Here is a 24,011-nt window from a genome sequence, read left to right on the forward strand (position 1 = left end):
ATGAAAGTATTGATAATAGAAGATGATCCAATGGTAGCGATGATTCATCAAGAATACTTTAAAAGAAAAGCCTTAGACTTTAAAACTATACACGCAATATCATTGGAAGAAGCTCAAAGATATTTAGAAAAAAATAATGTAGATTTAATAATACTGGATAATTATTTATCAGATGGTCAAGGTATATCATTTTTACCAAAATTAAAAGGTTATCCAGTAGTTATGATTACTGCAGCAAATGATATTAATACAGTTGAAAGTGCTTTGTCAAATGGAGTTATAGATTACTTAGTTAAACCATTTACATATGAGAGGTTTTCTCAAGCGATAGATAAAGTCCGAGATTTTACATCGTTGATGTCACAAGAAAAAGTAAGTCAAGATATGATAGATGAATATTTTAGTTATTCTAAGGAAAATGAAGTTATGGGAGAGTTGCCTAAAGGGCTATCAAAAATAACATTGAAAAAAATAATAGAAAATTTGCGTGATAGGGCAAAGGGATTTACAACACAAAATATAGCAGATGCTACGGATATTTCTAGAATAACAATAAGGAAATATTTAAATTATTTGGTAGATGTGGGTATTCTTAGTGAAGATGCAGATTATTATACATTAGGTAGACCTGTATCAATTTTCAAAGTAGTATCTATAAAAGAATTAGAAAAATTATTATAGCTGTATTATAATTTTTGATGCTTTTGTATTATATTCAAAAACTTAAAAGCACTCAAAATTATTTATAAAAATACTTCTATAGTGTATAAAAATAATAAATTTTTAAATAGCTAATTAAAGGATAATAGTCTTTAATTAGCTATTTTTATTATATATTTACTTTATTTACATAAGTTATAATACTTTTATAAAGTAGGAATATTTTTTTATAAATGATATATTAGAAACACGAAAAGGTGTAATAGTACACAAAAAATTAAAGGAGATAATATTTATTATGAATTTTTTAGATGTTTTTTCTAAAACATTAACAAACCAAAAAATAAATACAGCAATTATTTCAAGTATTGCTATTATCCTATTAGGATATTATTGTCGTAAGAAGGGGATATTCAAGGATGAAACTGCGAAAGTATTAACTAATGTAGTTCTTACAGTATCACTTCCAGCATTAGCGTTTAATTCGTTCTTAGTTGATATTGATGAGAAAAAATTAAACCAAGGTATTAACGTTCTTATCTGGGGAATAGCAGTTTATATTGTTTTAATTTTCATCAGTAAACCGTTATTTATGAAATTCAAAGGTGATCAACAAGATACAATGCGTGTTCTTGCAATCTTTGGTTCAACTACATTTTTCGGAATTCCAATTGTAACAGCTATTTATGGACCAACAGGAACATTATATGCTTCTATCTTTAATATTGGATACCGTATCTTCTTATACTCATATGGGTATATTAAGATGAGTGGATTAAAAATGACTATGAAAAATGTTAAGACAATGTTCTTAAACCCAATAGTTATCGCAACATTCTTAGGGTTATTTATCTGGTTATTCCAAGGGTACATGCCAAAAGTTGGAGTATCAGTGGTAGATGCAAAAACTGGTGCTAGCGTAGTTAAACAATATGCATTCTTGCGTTTAGATCAAACTTTACCTCAATTTAAACAAATTTTAACTTATCTTGCAGGTTTATGTTCACCACTTGCTTGGTTAGCAATCGGTGCGACACTTGGTTCAGTATCATTCAAAGATGCATTATCAAACAAACCAACTTGGTACTACACAGCTGTTAAATTATTAGTTATTCCAGCTATTAATGTTGCTATCTTAGCAGTATTAACAGTAACAAAAGTTTTACCAGTTGATCTTACTGCATTAGGAACTATCGTAGTAATGATGGCTACACCACCAGCAACTGTCGCTGCAGCTTATGCTATTAGCTTCGATAAAGACGCAGTACTAGCATCAAATGCTTCATTACTAGGTACACTAGGTGCTGTAGTATTAACACCAGTTTGGATTGTAATTATCCAAATCATAGGTTCACTAGGAATTTTCCATTAATAAATATAGACAGTATTTTGGACAATCTCGTTCCGAAATTAACAACAAACGAGATTGTCCAAAACAGTCTCGTTTTTAATATATAAATTATAAAGAGAAAGAGGAATTTAAAATGTCATTAAAAGTAGTGTGTTATGGTGTTCGTCCTAACGAAGTACCATTTTTTGAAAAATTAAATAAATATAACTTTGAATTAAAATTAGTAGAAGAGTTATTAACTCATGACAATATTGCAACAGCAGAAGGAATGGATGCTGTAATATTACGTGGAAACTGTGTTGCAGACAGACAAAACGTAGAGAAAATGTCAGAATATGGAATTAAATATTTATTTACACGTACAGTAGGATTTAATCATATTGATTTGCAAGCAGCAGCTGATTACAATATGAGTGTAGCACGTGTTCCAGGATATTCACCAAATGCAATTGCAGAATTATCATTGACACTTGCAATGAGTTTATTACGCCACGTATCTCATACAGTAAACAAAACGTCAAAATATGATTTCCGTGTAGATGGTACTATGTTTAGTAAAGAAATCCGAAATTGTAAAGTTGGAATCATTGGAACTGGAAAAATCGGTTTAACAGAAGCGATGTTATTCAAAGGTTTAGGAGCAGAAGTATTAGGTTATGACGTATTCCAAAGTGATGCGGCAAAAGAAGTAGTAAAATTTGTTGAAATGGATGAACTACTTGCCGAATCTGATATCGTAAGCTTACATGTTCCTTACTTCCCAGGTAAAAATGATAAAATGGTTAATGCAGAATTCATATCTAAAATGAAAGACGGAGCAATTTTAATTAATACTGCTCGTGGAGAATTACAAGATAATGCAGCTATTTTAGAAGGTATCAAATCAGGTAAATTAGATGGTTTTGGAACAGATGTATTTGCGAATGAAGCAGCATTCTTCTTCAAGAACTTTGAAAATGGAGACGAAATTTCAGATCAAGTAGTTAGAGAATTAGTTGATTTATATCCAAAAGTATTAGTAACACCACACGTTGGATCGAATACAGACGAAGCATTATCAAATATGATTGAAATCAGCTTTGATAATTTAAACGATGTATTAACAAAAGGTTCAACAAGCAATGCTATTGAACTACCAGAAGCAAAATAAGAAACAGAAAGAGACTAAAAATTATTTTTAGTCTCTTTTCTATTAACTTTATTTAGTTACAACAAATGAGTACCACTCATTATCAGAAGTTTCTTCTACTAGTTTGAATCCACGTTCTAACATTTTTTCAAGAAGTTCATCTTTTTTATCTTTAATAATACCAGAAGTAATATAGTATCCACCATCTTCAAGTAGTTTATAAGCATCTTCTAACATAAGTTCAATAATATGAGCTAATATATTAGCAACTATAACATCATATTTTTTTGTTTCTTTAGTAAGGAGGCTAGCTTCCTCTACTTCAATACGATTTTCAAGATTATTAAGAGCGAAGTTCTCACGAGAAACGTCAACAGCAAGTTTATCAAGATCAACAGCTTTTAGACTACCGTTAGTTAGGTAACTGGCTGCAATACTTAGAATACCACTTCCACAACCTACATCGATAACATTATCATGAGGTTTAACATATTTTTCTAAGTTTTTAATACAAAGAGAAGTAGTCTCATGTCCGCCAGTACCAAAAGCCATACCAGGATCAATATTAATTACATATTTATCTTCCTCATTCTCATACTCGCGCCAAGTCGGTACAATTACAAATTTTTCTCCGATATTAAGAATATCGAAATAATCCTTCCAAGAATTTTCCCAATCGCTATCTTGAATAGTAGTAGTTTCGATTTTGAAGAATTCTCCAATATTAATATTTTTTCCTAATTGTTCTAATTCATCTTTAAAACGATTAAAAGTTTCATCATCAAAGTTTAGTTCGTTAATATAACCTTTAACTATAACTCCAACTTCTGGATAATCAGTTGGACTAAGTTCGACAATAGTCCCAAAGTCATCGTGTAAATTTTCTTCTAATGTAGTAGGGTCTTCGATAGCAACACCAGTAGAACCATAATCTAATAAAATAGATTCAACTATTTCACTAGCTTCGTTAGTAGTGTGAATTGTAATTTCAATCCAATTTTCCATTTTATACCTCACAAATATTTTAAATTTTATATTATAGTCTAAAATTAAAAAGAATCAAACTATTAATAGGGTTAATTAGAATATAAAATAATATAATTTTGTTATTAAATTCTATGTAATATATGTACATATATTACACTATTTATACTTTTTAATCAAACAAAAAATTTAAAAATATGCTGATTGACAGGTATTGTAAAAGTTGTTATAATTTTCATAAATAATGGATTCCAAAGGAGAATAAATATGATGGAAGCATTGATTGTTGTTGATATTCAGGAAGGATTAATTAACCTTGGCCCTGCTAATAAAGAGAATTATATTAAGAAAGTGAAGGAAACTATTTCAAGTTTTGAAGAAGCTGGTAGAGATATTATTTATATCCGCCATACAGAATCTGAAGGTTTCCTTTCAGAAGGGGACCAAAGCTGGTTAATATATCACGAATTAAGTCCACGACCTCAGGACAAAATTTTTAATAAAAATTTTAACTCTATATTCCAAAAAACAGATGTAAAAGCTTACCTTGATAGTAAAGGAATTAAGAGTTATACTATGGTGGGGATGCAAGCAGAGTTTTGTATTGATACCTCATTAAAAATTGGTTTTGAGTATGGCTTTAAACAAGTTTTAGTGAGAGATGCTGTCACAACTTTTGATAATAATCATTTAAAAGCACAGCAAATTATTGACTTTTATCAAGATTATATTTGGAATAATCGCTTTGCGAAAGTTCTAGATATTGAAGATGTAAAAAAGCTTCTAAATTAAAAAAATAATGTATAAGGAAGTATATTAAGTACTAAAAAATAAAATTAGCAAAAAATTAATTAACTATGATAAGTATTAAGTAATTTATCAATACTCAGACGTACTTATAGAAGATTTTTATATGTAATTAACTTTACGAAAACAGCTTGACAAAATAATTCTTTGTGTTGTTTCCAAAAAGGATGAATAACCTTAATGAATAAGGAGAAAATAATATTAATGTTTCAATATGAATAACTAAATAATTTTGGAAAATATATACACTTAGAAACTAATACGTTTTATGTAAAAACTAAGTTTAATAAAAATATAAAAGTAAACTATAAATGATATTTGTGTAAGTTCTGTAATTTCCTTGACATTATAGGCATTATGGTATAATATAATAAAATAACCGTAACAAATAATAAGTAAAAAGACTTTTATTTCATGTTTCTATTATAAGAGAGTTTAATCCATAGGCTGAAAGATTGGACATTGATGATTGAAATAAGCAACACTTTTTATAAAATAAAATATACTTTATAGAGGTATCAGTATTCTGATATAAATTAGGGTGGCACCACGAAATTAGCAATCGTCCCATGTAGTTTTAATTAACTATGTGGGACTTTTTAATTTATATAAATGTTTGAAAACCTCGATATAATTGCTTAACAGATGGTTCTACACTAAAAAAGTAGCTAAAAGAATAATAAAAATGGAGGAATATATATGTCAACAATTACAAGAGAACAAGTAAATCATATTGCACATCTTTCAAGATTAGAAATCAAAGAAGAGGAAGTTGCAGGATACATTGAAAAATTAGAAAAAGTTGTAGATTTATTCAACGAAGTAAACAGTGCACCAACAGAAAATGTAAAACCAACATATCACGTTTTAGATTTAGTGAATGTTTTCCGTGAGGATGTTGCAGAACCAGGAATGGATAGAGAAGAAGTTCTTAAAAATGCTCATGAAACAGAAGCAGGTCAATTCAAAGTACCTACTATCATAGATTAATAATAAGGAGATAATTTAATGAGTTTAATACATGAATCAATAGAAAGTTTAGAACTTAAACTGAAAAATAAAGAAATTAAACCAAGTGATTTAGTAAAAGAATCATTAGACAGAATTAAAGCAACTGAAGAAAAAGTTGGATCTTTTATTACAGTTACAGAAGAAATTGCACTTAAACAAGCAGAAGCTATGGATAAACTTCAAGAAAGTGGACAAGCAACTGGAAAATTATTCGGTATTCCTATGGGAATTAAAGATAATATCGTAACAAAAGATATCCAAACAACATGTGCATCAAAAATTTTGGAAGGATTTAATCCAATTTACGATGCGACAGTAATGAATAAACTTAATGCGGAAAATCCAATCCTTATGGGGAAACTAAACATGGACGAGTTCGCGATGGGAGGATCTACAGAAAACTCTTATTACAAACTTACTCGTAACCCGCATGACTTAGATGCAGTACCTGGAGGATCAAGTGGTGGTAGTGCAACAGCTATCGCAGCAGGTCAAGTTAGCTTTACACTAGGAAGTGATACTGGTGGATCAGTACGACAACCAGCATCATACTGTGGTGTTGTTGGACTTAAACCAACATACGGGCGTGTATCACGTTTTGGTCTTGTTGCCTTTGCATCATCTCTTGATCAAATCGGGCCAATGACACGTACGGTAAAAGACAATGCACGTGTACTAGAAATTATCTCTGGATTAGATGCTCATGATATGACGAGTGCACCGGTAGAAGTACCAGAATTCAGCAAAATTATTACTGGAGATATTAAAGGTAAAAAAATTGCCCTTCCGAAAGAATACTTCGGTGCAGGAATTGATGAAGATGTTAAAAAAGCGGTTCTTGATGGTGTAAAATACCTAGAAAGTCAAGGAGCAATAGTAGAAGAAGTAAGCCTTCCAAATACAGACTATGCTATCTCAACATACTACATTATCGCATCAGCTGAAGCAAGTTCAAACCTTTCACGTTTTGACGGAATTCGCTACGGATATAGAAGTCCAAACGCAACTAACTTAGAAGAAATTTACAAAAAAACTCGTGGAGAAGGATTTGGCGCTGAGGTTAAACGTCGTATTATGTTAGGAACATACGTATTATCTTCAGGATATTACGATGCGTACTACAAAAAAGCACAACAAGTTCGTACTTTAATCAAAGAAGACTTCGACAGAGTATTTAAAGAATATGATGTAATCATCGGACCAACAGCGCCAACAGTTGCATTCAATATCGGAGAAGAAATCGGAGACCCAGTTACAATGTACGCAAATGATATACTGACTATTCCAGTTAACATGGCTGGACTACCAGGATTAAGCATTCCATGTGGATTCAAAGGTAAACGTCCAATCGGTATGCAATTAATCGCAAAACCATTCGCAGAATCAACATTGTATGATGTAGCGTACAACTTCGAACAACACTACAATTTACACGATAAAAAAATAGAATTATAATAGGAGAAACAAGATGCATTTTGAAACAGTAATTGGACTAGAAGTCCATGTAGAATTAAAAACAGATTCAAAAATATTTTCACCATCTCCAGCTCACTTTGGTGCAGAACCAAATACTAACACTAACGTAATCGACTTAGGATACCCTGGGGTACTTCCAGTAGTAAACAAAAGAGCGGTAGAATGGGGAATGAAAGCTGCAATGGCTCTTAACATGACAGTAGCTCGCGAGTCAAAATTTGATAGAAAAAACTACTTCTATCCAGATAACCCGAAAGCATACCAAATCTCTCAATTCGATCAACCAATCGGAGAAAACGGATGGATTGATATCGAAGTAAACGGAGAAACAAAACGTATCGGTATTACACGTGCTCACCTTGAAGAAGATGCTGGGAAGCTAACTCACAAAAATGGTTATTCACTAGTAGACCTTAACCGTCAAGGAACACCTCTTATCGAAATCGTATCCGAGCCAGATATTAGAACGCCAGAAGAAGCATATGCTTACTTAGAAAAACTGCGTTCAATTATCCAATATATCGAAGTATCAGACGTTAAGATGGAAGAAGGATCTATGCGTTGTGACGCGAACATTTCTATCCGTCCTTACGGTCAAGAAAAATTTGGTACAAAAACAGAGCTTAAAAACTTAAACTCATTTACTTTCGTAAGAAAAGGTCTTGAGTATGAAGAAAAACGTCAAGAACAAGTTATCCTATCAGGTGGAAAAATCGAGCAAGAAACACGTCGTTTCGATGAAACAACAGGAACTACAAAACTAATGCGTGTTAAAGAAGGTTCTGATGATTACCGTTACTTCCCAGAGCCAGATATCGTACCTATGATTATCTCTGATGAATGGATGGAAGAAGTAAGAAAAACTATCCCAGAACTTCCAGATGCTCGTCAAAGAAGATACCAAGAAGAACTTGGACTACCAGCATACGATGCTCATGTACTGACATTAACAAAAGAAATGTCAGATATGTTTGAAAAAACTGTATCATTAGGAGCTGATGCAAAACTAGCATCTAACTACTTAATGGTAGATGTAAATGCTTATCTAAACAAAGTTCAAAAAGAACTTAGCGAAACAGCATTAACTGCAGAAGGTCTAGCAGGAATGGTTAAACTAATTACTGATGGAACAATCTCAAGTAAAATCGCGAAAAAAGTATTTGCAGAACTTATCGAACACGGTGGAGATGCTGAGAAAATCGTTAAAGAAAAAGGTCTTGTACAAGTATCAGATAGCGGACAACTACTTGCTTGGGTTAACGAAGCATTAGATAACAATCCAAAATCTATCGAAGACTACAAAAACGGACGCGACCGTGCTATTGGTTTCTTAGTAGGACAAATTATGAAAGCTTCTAAAGGACAAGCCAACCCACAAATGATTAACAAAATGCTATTGGAAGAAATAGCGAAGAGATAATAAATAAAAATAGCCTCAGAACATTATAAGTGTTCTGAGGTTTTTGTGGTGGGAGTAAATAGATGCTAATAAAATGGCTAATATATGGAGGAGTGAATATGAAAGATGAAATTTTTAATTTAATACTGCTTTTTTAGTCACATACTGCTGAATATATTTGATATAATAACAATAGAGTAATTTTTAATAGGGAGAGAAGATAATGAGAATCTTAATATATGGAGCAGGGGTAATTGGATGTTTATATGCAACACTATTTAGTAAAGCGGGATTTGATACAACTATATATGCAAGAGGTAGGAGGTTAGAATCTTTTAAACAAAATGGGTTATTATATTTTAAAAATAAAAAGATTAAAAAAGTAAAAGTAAATATTATTGATAAAGTAGAAGCTAATGATATTTACGATTTTGTATTTTTAACTGTAAAATCAAACCAAGTTCATACAGCATTAGAGGAGTTGAAAAATAATAACAGTCCAAATATTGTGACAATGTTAAATACATTAGAAAAATATAATACGTGGGAAGAAATATGCGGTAAAGGAAGAATAATACCTGCATTTCCGGGGGCAGGAGGTAGTTTTGAAGGTAATATACTAAATGCGAAACTAACACCTAGTATTATTCAAGCAACTACTTTTGGTGAAATAAATGGTAATAAATCAAAAAGATTATCGCAATTAGCTATTCTCTTTAAAAAATCTCATATCTCATATAAAATAGAAAAAGATATGCATGCATGGCAACTGTGTCATTTGGCTATGATAGTGCCGATTGCAGACGCCTATTATGAAGCTAGTGTTCCTGAAAAAGCCGGAGAAGACAAAGAGCTAATGAGGAAAACAGCAATAACCATAAAGAAAAATCTAGATTCTCTACACAAATTAGGAGTAACGCTAACTCCTAAAAAAATGAAAGTATTACACAGGCTACCAGTACAAATATTGAGTATAGGACTGCGTTTTACATTCCAAAGTGAATTTGGTAATACATTTATGTATCAACACTCAATGAAAGCTTTAGATGAAATGAGGGAGTTGCACAATCAGTTTTATAGTTATATTGGGAGTGGGGGAGATAGGAAATAAGATGAGTAGAAATAAAATAGATTAATAACAAATACTTTGAAGGATAAATAGAGGAGAAAAAATTAACGCATCATACAGTTTAGAATCAGTGTCAGAAGAATTGATTGTTATTACAAAAGATGTAAATCAAAAGTTAGGATATGAACCATATTATAAACTAGGTAGAGAAAGTTTAGTAGCAGACTTCTCAACTACATCAAAAGAATTATATAAACATACTCTAGAAAAGTCAAAATTCCTAAATGATAGACTAGAAAAGCAATAGTAGAGCATAGTGATGACATATTATTAGATGTAGTAAAAGCACACGAAAACTTTGACACAATGGAAACATATGAACTATGCACACTAGCATTCGAAGTAAATGAAAAACTAGGATATAGATTATTTAGAGATATCTATTCATACAGCTTAAAACGCGGCTTTGAGAAAGTAGCAAAAGCAGTAGAAACATACAAAAAAGAAGGTAAAATAACGAAGTTTATGAGGAAGGAAAACCGATATTTTTTATTTCTTGGAAATAATGAGAGTTTATTGATATAATAATATCAACAATAGTTAAAAATAAATAGATCTTTAAAGGAGGCAAAATGACAGAAATAACAGATGTTAAAAGAAAAATATTAGAATTAGCGCCCGCATACTTTGAAGAGTTTTGTAGTACATTATTATATAAAATTGGTTATAAAAATATTAATGAATTAGGAATAAAAGCAGGTACGGGAAAGACAAAGACAGGTAATCCAGATACATACTCTAGACAGGAGAATGGAAATTATGTATTTGTAGTATTTACGACACAACAAAATAACATTTATGATAAGTTACTTGAAGATATTAGGAAATGTTTTGATTTAGTAGAAAAAGATCTACCAGTAGAGAAAATTGAAACGATTATTTGTTGTCATACTTCATCGAATTTAAAAGTCATAGAAGATAATAAATTACATGAGTTTTGTAATAAGAAAGATGTAAACTTAGAAATTTATGGTATTGATGAGATAGCTAATCTTGTATATAACGATTATCCTGAGTTGTTGAGATTATTGAATCTCAGTATTAATACTAATCAAATCCTTCCTATTGATGACTTTATAAAGTTAAATGATAATAATATTATGACTGCACCTTTAAATACTGTTTTTCATTTTAGAGAAGAAGAATTACAAAATATTGTCAATTCTCTCGGAACCAGTTCTGTAGTAATTATTGGAGGGAAATCAGGTGTTGGGAAAACAAGATTAGCCCTAGAAGCAGCAAGTTTGTATGAGAAAACAGGAAATTATAAAATATTTTGTGTAAAAAGTAATAAATTAGAAATTTATAATGATTTAGTATCGACAATAAAAAAAGGTGAGAATTATCTATTTATAGTAGATGATGCTAATGAACTAGAGCAGTTTAATTTTATATTAGAATATGTAAATAAACTTAGTGATAATTATCATGTTAAAATAATTGCGACTGTAAGGGACTATATAAAAGAAGAGGTTATTAATCTAGTTAGAGAATATACAAATCCTATAACTATTGATATTACTAAACTTACAGATGATGAAATAAAGAAATTTATAGAAAATAATTTTGGAATTAGAAATAATTTATATGTAGACCAGATTATAAGAATTTCTGAAGGAATTCCGAGATTTGCGTATATGGCTGGAAAATTAGCGAAAGAAAAACAAAACTTATCTTCTATTTCAGATGCTTCACAACTGTATGAGAACTACTATAAAAAACCTATGAGTAAACTTATAGAAGCTGATAGAGCTGTCTTTATTACAGCAGGAATTTTAGCTTTTAATAAATCAATAAAGTTTCAAGATGTAGAATTTTTTAAAGAGTTTCTAATTGAATTAGGAATATCAATTTTTGATTTTAAAAATGCTATTGATAAGTTAAAAAGAATTGAGTTTATAAATGTAAAAAAAGGAAAAGTTGCAATTTTTGATGATCAATGTTTGTCAAATTATATGCTATATTATGTTTTTTTAGATGAACAGTTAATTAAATTATCAGATATAATAGAAGTTTTTTATATTTATTCTCGTAGTAGAACAATAGAAGCATTAAATACGATTTTAAATATATTTAGATCAGAAAAAACGTTAGAATATATTAAAGAAGAAATATTAATAGTTTGGAATAAATTTGAAAAAGAAAATTCTCAGTATTATGAATCTTTTGTGAGAGATTTTCATATCTATAAACCTATAAAAGGGTTTAAAATTGCTGACGAAAAGATAAAAAGTATTGAAGAAAAAGAGTTTAATATTACTGAAATTAATTTTGATAGGAAAGATTTTTATAATAGTAATTCTCCTCTTGAATATTTAACAGGATATCAAAATAGCAATGAATTATTGAAGGTTTATCAATTATTAATGAAATATGCTGGTAAAACAAGTTCGACTTTAATAGAATCTTATAACTGGTTAGAAGCGTATTATAGTTTACAGCCTAAAGGTACTGATAATACTCAGAAAATAATATGTGAATATTTACTGGAGGATATAAATAAAGGCAATAGTAATGCTATGGCTATAGGGTATATGTGGGCGAAGTATTTATTATCTTATTCGTTTGAAAGTATTATTCCAGATAAAAATAATAGTTTTATAATTCGAAGTTGGCACATAGATTATGATTCATATATTAGTGAGTATCGTAAAGCTAGTTGGTATATTTTAAATTCATTAGTTTCTAAATTAGAATGGAAAGATAAGGTGCTTGCTTTTTTAGGAGAATTTGCTGATAAAATATACCATAAAAATAGTTCGAGTAAAATAGATATTAAAATACTTGAAGAGGATTTAGTACAAATCGAAAATATTTTATCACAATATGAAACTACTAGAATTGGTTATTTAAAAGTACTAAGTAAAATTCTAAATAGTGTCAAAAAGCTTGGGATGAACTTGAAAGGAGAACTTGAAAAGTATCTTACTGGTAAAGAATGGGAAATTTATTCGTTATTTAGAAATAATAGAAGATTTTTTGAATGTAGTATTAAAGAATCTAAAAACTGCAGACAAGAACAAATTACAAGATATTTTTGTAGTAAAAAGAATATAGATGAAAAAGAGTTAATTTCTTTAGTAGATAATATGCTTGGAGATCCTCTATTAAGTGAAGATTACTATTATATAAATGAAGCTTTAACATATTTAATTAATGATTTAGATCTCTATGATGATAAAAAGTTGTTTGATGTATTAATTAACTCAAGTGGAAATATAAATATACAACCTAAGGTGTTATTAGAAAAAATATTAAATAATGAGAACTATAGAGAAATATTAACGGATTTAAAAAATACAAATTCCAATTTTAAAAATAAATGGATATATTTCTATTTTGATATTTTACCTGCTAATTGTATTGACGTAGATATGTATGAAGAACTATTAAATTTTGTAAAATTTGATATAAAAAATAATAAAATAAATTACATAAGAAATTTAAATTTTTTAGAGAAATTTTTAATTATTAACCCTAATATTTATATAGAAATTTCTAAAATAATACTAGCAAATTTTTCGAAAAATAAAGCTGCATCTTGTTCTTATTTGGAAAATCTATTTGATGAAGGTTTATATACACCTGAAAAACTATTACTATCATATAAAGATGAGGTAGAAGTTTTATACAATATTTATTTTAAGTTGCTAGAAGAAGGAATTACTTTTGATTATACAGGAGAATTTTTCATTGCATTTATAAAGAATAATGAAGAATTCTTAAGAAAATATAGTGATATTTATATTATGAGAAAAGCATGGAATACCGGTAACGAAGATGGACGAATAGAAAGACTTTGGAAATCAGAAAATTTCATTGAGTATTTTGATTTGATATTTTATAATATTTTGGAAAGTAATATTGGTTATTATGATAAGGCTAGTTTGGCTTCAGAGTTATTTACAAATACTAGTGATGAAGAAATAGTTGAAGAAAATCAGTATATATGGTTAGAACACATTATTAGCGAGAATGCAAATAAAGAAAATATAGTGAATATATTTAATATTATTTGTGAATTAAATGAAGAACTAAGAAAATTTTCAATAAAAATTTTCCTAAATAATAACTATAATTTTGAAACATTTAAGAAACTATCTCTTTTTCCAAGGGCAATGTCAGGTTTTGGGAGTTTTATTCATTTATTTGAAAAACGTATAAATTTTATTCAAAGTATATATCCTTTAATGGAAGGTATTAAGTTTCTCGATCATGAGGAATATTTAACTAATATAGAAAGTAATTTAATACTTGAAATTGATAGAACAGAAACTGAAGATTTATATGAGGGAATAATATAGAGATTTGTATTTAAATTTTAAAAATTATTATCTTACATAAATGCATATTTGTTAGTTTATAAAAAAATACTATTATTTATGCTATAATAAAACGTAACAGGTTATATTAATTATCAGAGTAAAGGAATTGTTAAATGGAAAATTTCAATCAGTTACTAGCCCTTAGGAATAAAATAGAAAATACACTAAATTACCAACTATCATTAAGTAATCTAGAATTATACCACAGCAATCTTTTTGCTGTTGTACTTGAGAGGTCTGAATGTATTAATCATAAATTTTTTAGCGATGTTGTAGATATTAATAAAAAATACACAAACTTGAAGGTGTTTAGGGAAAAAAATAAAATTGATTTAACTATTGAGGTTATTGATGAGGATAGTAAGAATCATGTTATTTTTATAGAAAATAAGGTTAAGTCTTTACCTGATGAGAATCAATTAATTCGTTATTCTGAAAAAAATTCCAGTGCTAAAGGGAAACTTCTTAGTTTAGTTGAACCTGGATTTGAGCTTCCTAAAAGTTGGTTTAGAAGAAGTTATGGTGAGTTAATTGAGTATTATAGTGATTTACTTAAAAAAGTAGATGAGACTTTTAGACTATTCTTAATAGATTATATTGATTATATGAAAAATGTGGAAAAATTTATTGAAAAGATAAGTTATGGTGAATTATACTTTTTAGAAGATTCTAATAATAAAGTACTTGAAGGTATGAGATTAAGATCGGTTATCGAGAAGATTCATTATGCGAATTTACAGAATAAGATTGCTGATTTGGGGTATAAAACATACTCTGATAGAATAAGAGGAGAACATCATTTTGGTATTGATCTTCCTATTGAAGGTACTACATCATCATTTGATATTCAGATACAAGGGAATCAGTATAGGCATAAGGTTAATTTTTCTATTGAAGATAAAGAGAGATTAGGTGATTTAGAAAGAATATGTGATATTATAAAAGAAAAAACATGTTTATTTAACTTTAACTTAGAAAACAATCCAATACTAGAAAAATCATCTTCACGAAAAAAATGGAAGGCATATTATAAAAAAGATTTTTACGATTATGCACATATAAGAAAAGATGTATCTTGTAAAAAATTAATTGATTATATAAAAGAAGATGTGAAGAAAATTGAAGAGAATTTAAACATTGTTAAAGATATTATATTGGAAAATTAGAGGATAGAAGTGAAAAAAGAATGAGCATAGTATTATTGAAAGCAACTGAATCTGACATGAAAGAAATATGGGAAATGCAAGTTGAAGCATTTAAAGATTTATTAGAAAAATATAAAGATTATGATATGAGTCCAGCAACTGAAAGTTATAAAAATATATTGAATAAATATAATCAACCATGGACAAAGTATTTCTTTATTGTAAAAGATGACAACAAGGTTGGGGGAGTAAGAGTTATTGATAAAGAAGATGGAAGTAGGAAAAGAATCGCTCCTTTATGGATTATGCCCTCGTATAGAAATAAAGGCTTTGCACAGTTAGCTGTAAAAGAATTGGAAAAAATATATGGTTCTAGTCATTGGGAATTAGATACTATTCTACAAGAGAAAGGTAATATCTATTTATATGAGAAATTAGGTTATAGAAGAATAGATAAGATAGAGCATATTAAAGATGGAATGGATATCGTATTTTTTCAAAAAGATTAGTGGAATTATATAAAGTAAGCACTATTTTCCTTTTCAACCTTCCTTTTTAGAGTTATAATATAACTATCAACACAACAAATATTTCATTTAACCATGGAGGTAAAGTATGAACAAAGTGATAGAAACAATGATGAACCATCGTACAAGAAGAAGTTTTGTAAAAGGAAATGAACTACCAAAAGAACATTTAGATCAAATTATTGAATGTTCTAAACAAGCATCTAGCTGGATGAATGGTCAACACTACAGTATTATTGCTACAACAGGGGAAACAAAACAAAAAATTGCTGATTTAATTAGAGAACAAGCTCCAGGTAATGCAGCTCATATCGAAAGCTCTGTAGCATTCTTAATATACTGCCTAGACTACAGCAATATTAAATTATCATTTGATATTGAAGGTGGAGAGTTTGATATTTCTAATCAATATGAACCTCTATTAATTGGTTCTATGGATGTTGGTATTGCGATGCAAAACGCTGCATTAGCTGCTGAATCACTAGGATATGGTATTGTCTACTGTGGAGGAGTGAGAGGATTTGCTAAAGGTATTTCTGAATTATTAAATATTTCAGAAAATGCATTGTTCTTATGTGGACTTAGTATCGGAGTAATTGATGAAGAAAAATCTACAGAAAAAGTTAAACCTAGATTACCTCATGAAGCTAACGTAGGATACAATGAGTTTCCAAAATCTAATGAAGAAGTATTAAAACAATATCGTCAGACAATGATAGACTTTGCTGAAGCTCGTGAAACTAAAACATGGACTAAGAAATTCGCTGACTTCTATGCGCAACCTTCTGGTATAGAAAAAGTAACTAAAGAACTATTAGAGAAAAATGGATTTGTAGGTAAGAAGGAATAGAAAAGAAAATTTAATATTAAAAAACGCTTATGTGGTTGTATACTAGATAAGCGTTATTTTTATAACAAGATAATAACAAAGATAACTATTTACGAAAAAAAGTGTACTAATTGATGCATTTTTAATTGACAAAAGTCATAGTTTTAGTTATGATGATAGTACAAAGAGGTGATTTTATGAACCCTAATTATAATCAAAATTATACAAAAGAAGATATAGAAAATATTCTATGTATAATAAAAAAATGTATAGAATGTAATAAATATACTATTTCATTTAATCAAAATAGGCGAGAAAATATCGCATTTGTTAACGATTATAATATTAGAAGTGATAAGCAAAAAAGAATATTATTAAATATTAAAGTTGATGATTTTTGTCACTCTCTACAGAATACAAATGTTGGATATGAACATGAAGTGTTGTATGTTTTTGTACCTCAAGTAAGTTTATATAATATAGATGATGTAGAAGAAGTCGTAGATATTTATACAAAGTTTAATATAATTGATTATGGAGAGACAAATCGAACAATAGTGATTTCCTTTCATAAATGCAATAAAGAAATAGATTATGCATTTAGATAATCTAATTATATTGATGATGTATATTTTGAAATAGGTAAATGTAAGTGAGGAATACTGATATGGAAAAAGTTTTTTGTGAAAATTGTAGAAATGATGTTGAGTATAGCGTAATTGAAGAACAAATGATAGGAACTATAAAGGGTGAGACTTATACTTACACAGGTAAAGTTGCTAAATGTAAAGAATGTAAGTCTAATATCTTTGTGAATAGTATAAATGATTATAATCTAAAGGCTTTATATGATGTGTATAGAGAAAAGAATGGTATCATCTCTTTAGAGAGAATATTAGAAATATGTGAAAAGTATAGTATTTCTAAGCGTCCGTTGTCATTGTTATTAGGATGGGGTGAACAAACTTATTCACGTTACTGTAATGGAGATATCCCTAGTAAACAGTATTCAGATATACTAAATAAAATTTATGAAAGTCCAGTATTTTATAGTGAACTTTTAGAAAATAATAAGGAAAAATTACCTTCAGAAATTGCGTATAAAAAAAGTAAAGAAGCAGTTGATAAAATTCTTGAAGTGAATTTAAGTGAAGAGTCAAAAATAAATAGGGTTATTAATTATATCTTAAATCGTTGCGAAGATATTACGCCTTTAGCGTTACAAAAATCATTGTATTATGTCCAAGGGTTTTATTATGCATTTAATAATGAATTCCTATTTGAAGAAGATTGCCAAGCATGGGTACATGGTCCGGTATATCCCGAAGTTTATTATAAATATAAGCATTATAAATTTGATCCTATTAAATCAAAAATAGAAGTTTCAGATACTATATTTACATCATCAGAATTGATAATTATAGAAAATGTAATAAAACATTTTTGTTGTTATAGTGGAAAAGTACTAGAAAAATTTACACATTCTGAATACCCATGGCTGAAAACCAGAGGGAAAATTTCAGAATTGAAATCATCTACTGAGATAATAAAAAAAGAGTATATTGGAAAATATTTCAAAGACGTTATAGAAAAATACAATATGATAAATCCTAATGATATAGAATCATATGCAAAAAAAATGTTTGATTGTATGTAAAATATTATCCTACTAATTTGAAAATAGTGCCGCTTGCTGATGGAGCGGGATAGAAGTAATTCAGTTCGAAAATTGTGTTTAGATGTATAGATGCATGAATAATTACCGCATATGTATTTTAATAAAACATATGTGGTAAATTAATTAATGGCTTAAGCCAGTTGAGGAGGCGAAGTCTCCGAAACAAAAAACCACCCGCTATGCGGGTGCGAGATAAAAGTTAAACAATTGAAAAAACATCCTTTCTTGATAAAATAAGAGTAGTTCAAGCTCTAAAAAAAGAAAGGATGTTTTTTATATGGAAAATAAACATAATAGTTTATCACATACAAAATGGTTATGTAAATACCATATTGTATTTACACCTAAGTATAGACGAAAAATAGAATATAATCAATATAAAAGAGATATAGTAAATATAATACAAAGGTTATGTAAGTATAAAGGAGTAGAAATAATAGAAGGACATATAATGCCAGATCATATACACTTGCTGTTGTCAATACCACCAAAATATAGTGTATCAAGTATAATGGGATATTTGAAAGGAAAAAGTTCGTTGATGATATTTGATATGCATTCAAATTTAAAATATAAGTATGGGAATAGAAAGTTTTGGGCAGAAGGATATTATGTGAGTACAGTAGGATTGAATGAAAGTACGATAAAAAAATACATAAGAGAACAAGAAGCGCATGATATTGCGATGGATAAACTGACAACAAAAGAATATACAAATCCATTTGGAAATAAGAAAAAATAAAATAAACCCGTTTAACGGGTAGCGGGTGTCAAAATACAATAGGGCTTGAACGGATGTGAAAGCCAGCGCCTTGAGGTGCGTGTTAGTAACAAAGGGTTATACCCACAGAGAAAACCACCCCTTTTCAGGGGTGGTCATTATTTTATACACACTCACTTATTCATTTTTTAAGTAAAGTTTCAAAGTAGGAAATATTATGCTTTGTATTAAGGTAATTTAATTTAAATTGAATAGTAAATAAATATTATCAATAAATGTTTTGCTTTTGGCAATACTACTATTTCCACCAAGATTTGTATACTTAGAATATATTTTGTTAGCAATTTGTATTATTGTGTTTTCTGTTAATTTATTTAAATCAAATTCTTTTAAGTCAACAAAGGTTATTTTTTTCTTTTTCAACTCATTAGCAACAACTGCATATATAACATAAAATAATATATCGTTTACTTCAGTATTTTTTATATTCATACTTTTTTTCAATGTATTCTGCACACTTCTTCCTATTCGTGCGGCTTTGTAATATACTTCTAAGTCTAGATTATCTTCATATAAGTGTTTATATGTCTCCTCATCTGTTAATAATGTTGAAGGTCTTGCTCTTGCGAAGTCTGGTTTTCTTAAAATTAGAGAAATTAAGCATTGAGCAAGGAAAGAAACGCTAATAATATCTATTGCTTTTTTCTTTTGATTTTTATAGTAATTCTTTCTTCTGTCGTAATATAGCCCTCTATTTTTAAAATACATTTCAATCTGTAAATGTATTGTATCAGTAACTCTTAAAGATGACTTAGGTATACTTGTTTGATTATTTGTAGAAAAAATTATATTATCTCTTGATTTTTCACTTTTAGGCTGTATTACTCTAACTAAAATTGTTCTATTATCTTCATAATGCTTATCTGATCTTTTAGAAAAATAGTTGTATATTTCTCTAGACGTTTGTAAACCGTTAACTATTTGAGGGTTAACAACTTGTAATGATTTATTTGTAATTAATTTAATATCTGTAGAAAGAATTGTTACCCCGTTATTTAACCACCAAAAATCTTCTGCTTCGTCCCCCTCTAAAGTACCAGCGATACATGAATTTACACTGTTATGTCCTTGATAGTCTCTAACATTAGCTTCAAAAAATGATTTACGTAAGAATTGATTGTCATCTGTAATAAATTTAAAATATGTACCTAATTTAACTAAACTGATATATTCATTTTTGCTTAATGATATTGGTTGTTCTACTAAATCTAAATTCACCATTATTTCGCTATCTGTATTATACATATGTAATAATTGATCTGCTGTAATAAACGATACTTGAACTTCTGCTGATGGATAATAACGCTTAACTAATTCCTTTAATTCATTTGCTTGCATCTCAACGTTTTGATGAACCTGTGTTCCTAATGTAATATAATAATAGTAAAATCTTATTTTTACTTGACTTCTAATTAATTTAGCTATTGCATCCCTAAAAAGACCAAACACTTCAATAGTTAATTCATTATATCTCTTTGAATAATTATTCAATTTATTTGACATATTTAAAAGATTATTTGATACATTTTTCCAGTTTGTTATAGTTTGCTCATTAAAGGAGGTTGTATTTTTAGACTGTAAAATAAAAAAATCTAAGTATGATCCTTTCGTAGCATTCAGTCTTTCTATTTAATCGATAGTAACTAATTCACTATTTAGGAAAACGTATAAATTATCACAACCGCCATCATTTCCTCCACCAGTATTACCATTATCAATCTCTTCATCACTAAGATTAAAATCTTTTAATACTTGTGAAGCTGCAAAATGTTCAAAGTAATTATTGAGATCTTTGTATCCATTGCTTTCATTAAATTCTTGACTAATACATTCTTTTAGTAATATTTGATTATTCGTTAACTGAGTTCCCAATTTTAAATCCTCCGTTATTCTTTACTTATGTTTATTATATTGACGTATACCTCATTTTAGAGAGCTACTATACTTTTTAATTTTATAATTTATTTAAGTTATATTCATATAAAATTATATACTAAAATATCTACTGTTATCAACTAAAAAGTGTGTTTTATTTTTTTAAAATTTTTTTAAAAAAACTATTGTCAAAAAAGGTCAAACGTGCTATAATTTATTTAAGGTCAAAATAGGTCAAAGATAATTTGACATTAAAAAATAGATTTGACGGGCATAGACCTACTAAAAATAAAAAGGAGATTTACAATGGATATTAATAGTTTTACAAATAGTGTGAAAGAAATCTTAGCGAAATCTTCCGAATTTGCAACTGAGAAAAAAAGTCAAAATATTACTAGTGAGATGTTTATAAAAGCGGCTCTTACTGGTAGTAATTTATATAGTGATATATTAGGAAGAATAAATATTGATAAAGCTGCATTGCTAGCTGAGTTAGATAATGAAATCAACAAAGTAAGTGGAGTAGAAGGAGATAATATCAATTATGCCAGTTACTTGAGTAATGATTTAAATGCTTTATTAATAGAAGCTAATAAGTATAAAGATAAATATGAAGATAAATTTATTTCTTGCGAGCATATTGTTCTTGCAAGTTATGTAAAAAATAGTATAGTGAAAAAATATGTCGATAAAGTTACTACACTTAAACACGTAACTGAAGTTATCGATGGTATAAGAGGAGGTAAGAAAGTTATGAATGAAAATCCAGAAAACAACTACGAAGTATTAGAAAAATACGGACGTGACTTAGTAGAAGCTGCACGTAGCGGTAAAATCGATCCAGTAATTGGTCGTGATGAAGAAATAAGAAATGTAATTAGAATATTATCTAGAAAAACAAAAAACAACCCAGTATTAATCGGGGAACCTGGTGTAGGTAAAACTGCTATTGTTGAAGCATTAGCTCAACGTATCGTTCGTGGTGACGTACCAGAAAGCTTAAAAGACAAAACAGTATTTGAATTAGACCTTACTAGTTTAGTCGCAGGTGCTAAATATCGTGGTGAATTCGAAGAAAGATTAAAAGCTGTATTAAAAGAAGTTAAAGAACAAGAAGGTAAAATAATCCTATTTATTGACGAAATCCACATGTTAGTTGGTGCAGGTAAAACTGATGGTGCAATGGATGCAGGTAATATCTTAAAACCAATGCTTGCTCGTGGTGAATTACATTGTATCGGTGCAACTACACTTAATGAATATCGTCAATATATCGAAAAAGACTCTGCGTTAGAACGTCGTTTCCAAAAAGTTCTAGTTAAAGAACCAACTGTAGAAGACACAATATCTATCCTGCGTGGTCTTAAAGAAAGATTCGAAGTTTATCACGGTGTTAAAATTTCTGACCGTGCTATCGTAGAAGCTGCAGAATTATCTAACAGATATATCACTGACAGATTCTTACCAGATAAAGCTATAGACTTAATCGACCAAGCTTGTGCTACTATTAAAACTGAAAACTCATCTAACCCCGCAGAGTTAGATACAATCAATCGTAAAGTAATGCAACTTGAAATCGAAGAAAAAGCTTTAAGTAGTGAGGATGACGAAGTATCACAACGTCGTTTAGAAAACTTAAAAGAAGAGCTTGCAAACTTAAAAGAAGAACAAAATAAACTTCAATTGCAAGTAGATAGTGAAAAAGAAAAATTATCTGCGGTAAAAGATCTTCGTGAAAAAATCGATAGAGTTAAATTAGAATTAGAACAAGCTCAAAATAACTATAACTTAGAAAAAGCTTCAGAATTACAATACTCAACTTTACCAAAATTAAAACGTGAGTTAGAAAAACTAGAAGAAAAATCTAAACATGAAGATTATAAATTACTAAAACAAGAAGTAACTGAAGATGAAATTGGCTTTATCGTAAGTCAAATGACAGGTATCCCAGTTACTAGATTAGTAGAAACAGAAAAAGAAAAACTTCTTAACTTAGCTGATACTATTCATGAAAAAGTGATAGGTCAAGATGAAGCTGTTGAGAGTGTAACTAATGCAATATTACGTTCTCGTGCTGGTATTGCCGATCCAAATAGACCAATTGGTAGCTTCCTATTCTTAGGACCTACTGGTGTAGGTAAAACTGAGCTTGCTAAAGCTTTAGCTCTTAACTTGTTTGATGATGAACGCAATATCGTTAGAATAGATATGAGTGAATATATGGAAAAACACTCAGTCAGCCGTTTAATCGGGGCTCCTCCAGGATACATCGGTTATGAAGAAGGTGGACAACTTACTGAAAGTGTAAGACGTAATCCATATAGTATTATCTTAATGGACGAAATAGAAAAAGCTCATCCAGATGTATTTAACATCTTATTACAACTATTAGATGAAGGTACTTTAACTGATTCTAAAGGTGTAGTAATAGACTTCAAAAATACAATTATCATTATGACTTCTAACATTGGTTCATTAGAACTATTAGAAGAAGTAAAAGACGGTGTTATTTCTGAAGAAACTCGTAAAAATGTTACTAACCAACTTTACGGTTACTTCAAACCAGAGATACTTAATCGTATGGACGATATAATTATTTTTAAACCATTGACACAAGATAACATTAAAGGTATTGCTAATAAACTTCTTAATGAGCTTGTTAAACGTGTTGCAGCTAGAAATATTGAACTTAGTTACACACCAGCAATCTCAGAGTGGGTTGCGACAGCTGGTTTTGATATGAAATTTGGTGCACGTCCACTTAAACGATTTATCCAAAGTCATATAGAAAACAAACTTTCTGTAGAACTTATTCGTCATGGTATAGAAGACGGAATGGAAGTCAACCTTGATTACCAAGATGATGAATTAAAAATTGAAATAAAATAGTTTTAAGATAAACCTC

General features: G+C 29.0%; 21 protein-coding genes. 18 read left to right on the forward strand and 3 right to left on the reverse strand.

Annotated elements, in window-relative coordinates; genetic code table 11:
- The 3 genes from O3802_RS01960 to O3802_RS01970 all read left to right on the forward strand — a co-directional run bounded on the left by O3802_RS01960 (window position 1) and on the right by O3802_RS01970 (window position 3,161).
- Window positions 1-681 carry a response regulator gene (locus O3802_RS01960; RefSeq protein WP_371458062.1) on the forward strand — a complete coding sequence of 227 codons (681 nt, stop codon included), beginning with the start codon at window positions 1-3 and terminating at the stop codon, window positions 679-681.
- 277 nt (window positions 682-958) lie between these two features.
- Window positions 959-2,032: an AEC family transporter gene (locus O3802_RS01965; RefSeq protein ID WP_371458063.1), complete on the forward strand. Its 1,074-nt coding sequence runs from the start codon at window positions 959-961 to the stop codon at window positions 2,030-2,032.
- 112 nt (window positions 2,033-2,144) lie between these two features.
- Window positions 2,145-3,161, forward strand: a complete 1,017-nt coding sequence (locus tag O3802_RS01970; RefSeq protein ID WP_371458064.1) for a 2-hydroxyacid dehydrogenase — start codon at window positions 2,145-2,147, stop codon at window positions 3,159-3,161.
- Window positions 3,162-3,209: 48 nt separating this feature from the next.
- Here O3802_RS01970 and prmA read toward each other — a convergent pair whose 3' ends face one another.
- Window positions 3,210-4,145: a 50S ribosomal protein L11 methyltransferase gene (gene prmA / locus O3802_RS01975; RefSeq protein WP_371458065.1), complete on the reverse strand. Its 936-nt coding sequence runs from the start codon at window positions 4,143-4,145 to the stop codon at window positions 3,210-3,212.
- 246 nt (window positions 4,146-4,391) lie between these two features.
- Between prmA and O3802_RS01980 the strand changes: the two genes are divergently transcribed.
- The 14 genes from O3802_RS01980 to tnpA all read left to right on the forward strand — a co-directional run bounded on the left by O3802_RS01980 (window position 4,392) and on the right by tnpA (window position 19,192).
- Window positions 4,392-4,916: an isochorismatase family protein gene (locus O3802_RS01980; RefSeq protein ID WP_371458066.1), complete on the forward strand. Its 525-nt coding sequence runs from the start codon at window positions 4,392-4,394 to the stop codon at window positions 4,914-4,916.
- Window positions 4,917-5,630: 714 nt separating this feature from the next.
- On the forward strand, window positions 5,631-5,921 hold the full coding sequence (gene gatC, locus O3802_RS01985) for an Asp-tRNA(Asn)/Glu-tRNA(Gln) amidotransferase subunit GatC (protein ID WP_004632186.1): 291 nt from the start codon (window positions 5,631-5,633) through the stop codon (window positions 5,919-5,921).
- A gap of 18 nt (window positions 5,922-5,939) precedes the next feature.
- Window positions 5,940-7,397: an Asp-tRNA(Asn)/Glu-tRNA(Gln) amidotransferase subunit GatA gene (gene gatA / locus O3802_RS01990; RefSeq protein ID WP_111743055.1), complete on the forward strand. Its 1,458-nt coding sequence runs from the start codon at window positions 5,940-5,942 to the stop codon at window positions 7,395-7,397.
- Between the two features lie 13 nt (window positions 7,398-7,410).
- The gene (gene gatB / locus O3802_RS01995; RefSeq protein WP_371458067.1) at window positions 7,411-8,838 is read left to right on the forward strand and encodes an Asp-tRNA(Asn)/Glu-tRNA(Gln) amidotransferase subunit GatB; all 1,428 of its coding nucleotides are present in this window, start codon (window positions 7,411-7,413) and stop codon (window positions 8,836-8,838) included.
- Between the two features lie 202 nt (window positions 8,839-9,040).
- A complete protein-coding gene (locus O3802_RS02000) occupies window positions 9,041-9,928 on the forward strand; it encodes a ketopantoate reductase family protein (protein WP_371458068.1) in 888 nt (295 codons plus the stop codon).
- 88 nt (window positions 9,929-10,016) lie between these two features.
- A complete protein-coding gene (locus tag O3802_RS02005) occupies window positions 10,017-10,193 on the forward strand; it encodes a hypothetical protein (protein WP_371458069.1) in 177 nt (58 codons plus the stop codon).
- Between the two features lie 59 nt (window positions 10,194-10,252).
- The gene (locus tag O3802_RS02010; RefSeq protein ID WP_371458070.1) at window positions 10,253-10,471 is read left to right on the forward strand and encodes a hypothetical protein; all 219 of its coding nucleotides are present in this window, start codon (window positions 10,253-10,255) and stop codon (window positions 10,469-10,471) included.
- A gap of 47 nt (window positions 10,472-10,518) precedes the next feature.
- Entirely contained in the window at window positions 10,519-14,250 is a 3,732-nt protein-coding gene (locus O3802_RS02015) for an nSTAND3 domain-containing NTPase (RefSeq protein WP_371458071.1), read from the forward strand.
- A 134-nt stretch (window positions 14,251-14,384) separates the two neighbouring features.
- The gene (locus O3802_RS02020; RefSeq protein ID WP_371458072.1) at window positions 14,385-15,437 is read left to right on the forward strand and encodes a PD-(D/E)XK nuclease family protein; all 1,053 of its coding nucleotides are present in this window, start codon (window positions 14,385-14,387) and stop codon (window positions 15,435-15,437) included.
- Between the two features lie 20 nt (window positions 15,438-15,457).
- A complete protein-coding gene (locus O3802_RS02025; protein ID WP_371458073.1) occupies window positions 15,458-15,925 on the forward strand; it encodes a GNAT family N-acetyltransferase in 468 nt (155 codons plus the stop codon).
- 106 nt (window positions 15,926-16,031) lie between these two features.
- Window positions 16,032-16,793: a nitroreductase family protein gene (locus tag O3802_RS02030; RefSeq protein ID WP_371458074.1), complete on the forward strand. Its 762-nt coding sequence runs from the start codon at window positions 16,032-16,034 to the stop codon at window positions 16,791-16,793.
- A 176-nt stretch (window positions 16,794-16,969) separates the two neighbouring features.
- Window positions 16,970-17,380 carry a hypothetical protein gene (locus O3802_RS02035; RefSeq protein WP_371458075.1) on the forward strand — a complete coding sequence of 137 codons (411 nt, stop codon included), beginning with the start codon at window positions 16,970-16,972 and terminating at the stop codon, window positions 17,378-17,380.
- 59 nt (window positions 17,381-17,439) lie between these two features.
- Window positions 17,440-18,429, forward strand: coding sequence for a type II TA system antitoxin MqsA family protein (locus O3802_RS02040; protein ID WP_371458076.1), 990 nt, complete (start codon window positions 17,440-17,442; stop codon window positions 18,427-18,429).
- A 298-nt stretch (window positions 18,430-18,727) separates the two neighbouring features.
- A complete protein-coding gene (tnpA, locus tag O3802_RS02045; RefSeq protein WP_371458077.1) occupies window positions 18,728-19,192 on the forward strand; it encodes an IS200/IS605 family transposase in 465 nt (154 codons plus the stop codon).
- Window positions 19,193-19,408: 216 nt separating this feature from the next.
- Here tnpA and O3802_RS02050 read toward each other — a convergent pair whose 3' ends face one another.
- Window positions 19,409-20,734 (reverse strand): AIPR family protein, encoded by a 1,326-nt coding sequence (locus tag O3802_RS02050; RefSeq protein WP_371458078.1) that lies wholly within the window; start codon window positions 20,732-20,734, stop codon window positions 19,409-19,411.
- A gap of 126 nt (window positions 20,735-20,860) precedes the next feature.
- A complete protein-coding gene (locus tag O3802_RS02055; RefSeq protein WP_371458079.1) occupies window positions 20,861-21,103 on the reverse strand; it encodes a hypothetical protein in 243 nt (80 codons plus the stop codon).
- A gap of 309 nt (window positions 21,104-21,412) precedes the next feature.
- Between O3802_RS02055 and clpB the strand changes: the two genes are divergently transcribed.
- On the forward strand, window positions 21,413-23,995 hold the full coding sequence (clpB, locus tag O3802_RS02060) for an ATP-dependent chaperone ClpB (RefSeq protein WP_371458080.1): 2,583 nt from the start codon (window positions 21,413-21,415) through the stop codon (window positions 23,993-23,995).
- The last annotated feature ends 16 nt before the right edge of the window (window positions 23,996-24,011 follow it).

The sequence above is a fragment of the Gemella sp. 27098_8_92 genome (assembly GCF_041433685.1).
In the GTDB taxonomy this organism is placed as follows: Bacteria; Bacillota; Bacilli; order Staphylococcales; family Gemellaceae; genus Gemella.

Excerpts from the sequence above, each read along its gene's own strand:
- O3802_RS01980 (WP_371458066.1), top strand. The coding sequence starts at position 4,392 with ATGATGGAAGCATTGATTGTTGTTGATATTCAGGAAGGATTAATTAAC.
- O3802_RS02050 (WP_371458078.1), bottom strand. The coding sequence starts at position 20,734 with ATGTCAAATAAATTGAATAATTATTCAAAGAGATATAATGAATTAACT.
- O3802_RS02020 (WP_371458072.1), top strand. The coding sequence starts at position 14,385 with ATGGAAAATTTCAATCAGTTACTAGCCCTTAGGAATAAAATAGAAAAT.
- O3802_RS02010 (WP_371458070.1), top strand. The coding sequence starts at position 10,253 with ATGGAAACATATGAACTATGCACACTAGCATTCGAAGTAAATGAAAAA.
- O3802_RS02035 (WP_371458075.1), top strand. The coding sequence starts at position 16,970 with ATGAACCCTAATTATAATCAAAATTATACAAAAGAAGATATAGAAAAT.
- gatA (WP_111743055.1), top strand. The coding sequence starts at position 5,940 with ATGAGTTTAATACATGAATCAATAGAAAGTTTAGAACTTAAACTGAAA.
- O3802_RS02025 (WP_371458073.1), top strand. The coding sequence starts at position 15,458 with ATGAGCATAGTATTATTGAAAGCAACTGAATCTGACATGAAAGAAATA.
- prmA (WP_371458065.1), bottom strand. The coding sequence starts at position 4,145 with ATGGAAAATTGGATTGAAATTACAATTCACACTACTAACGAAGCTAGT.
- O3802_RS02040 (WP_371458076.1), top strand. The coding sequence starts at position 17,440 with ATGGAAAAAGTTTTTTGTGAAAATTGTAGAAATGATGTTGAGTATAGC.
- clpB (WP_371458080.1), top strand. The coding sequence starts at position 21,413 with ATGGATATTAATAGTTTTACAAATAGTGTGAAAGAAATCTTAGCGAAA.
- gatC (WP_004632186.1), top strand. The coding sequence starts at position 5,631 with ATGTCAACAATTACAAGAGAACAAGTAAATCATATTGCACATCTTTCA.
- O3802_RS01970 (WP_371458064.1), top strand. The coding sequence starts at position 2,145 with ATGTCATTAAAAGTAGTGTGTTATGGTGTTCGTCCTAACGAAGTACCA.
- O3802_RS02000 (WP_371458068.1), top strand. The coding sequence starts at position 9,041 with ATGAGAATCTTAATATATGGAGCAGGGGTAATTGGATGTTTATATGCA.
- O3802_RS02030 (WP_371458074.1), top strand. The coding sequence starts at position 16,032 with ATGAACAAAGTGATAGAAACAATGATGAACCATCGTACAAGAAGAAGT.
- O3802_RS01965 (WP_371458063.1), top strand. The coding sequence starts at position 959 with ATGAATTTTTTAGATGTTTTTTCTAAAACATTAACAAACCAAAAAATA.
- O3802_RS01960 (WP_371458062.1), top strand. The coding sequence starts at position 1 with ATGAAAGTATTGATAATAGAAGATGATCCAATGGTAGCGATGATTCAT.
- gatB (WP_371458067.1), top strand. The coding sequence starts at position 7,411 with ATGCATTTTGAAACAGTAATTGGACTAGAAGTCCATGTAGAATTAAAA.
- tnpA (WP_371458077.1), top strand. The coding sequence starts at position 18,728 with ATGGAAAATAAACATAATAGTTTATCACATACAAAATGGTTATGTAAA.
- O3802_RS02015 (WP_371458071.1), top strand. The coding sequence starts at position 10,519 with ATGACAGAAATAACAGATGTTAAAAGAAAAATATTAGAATTAGCGCCC.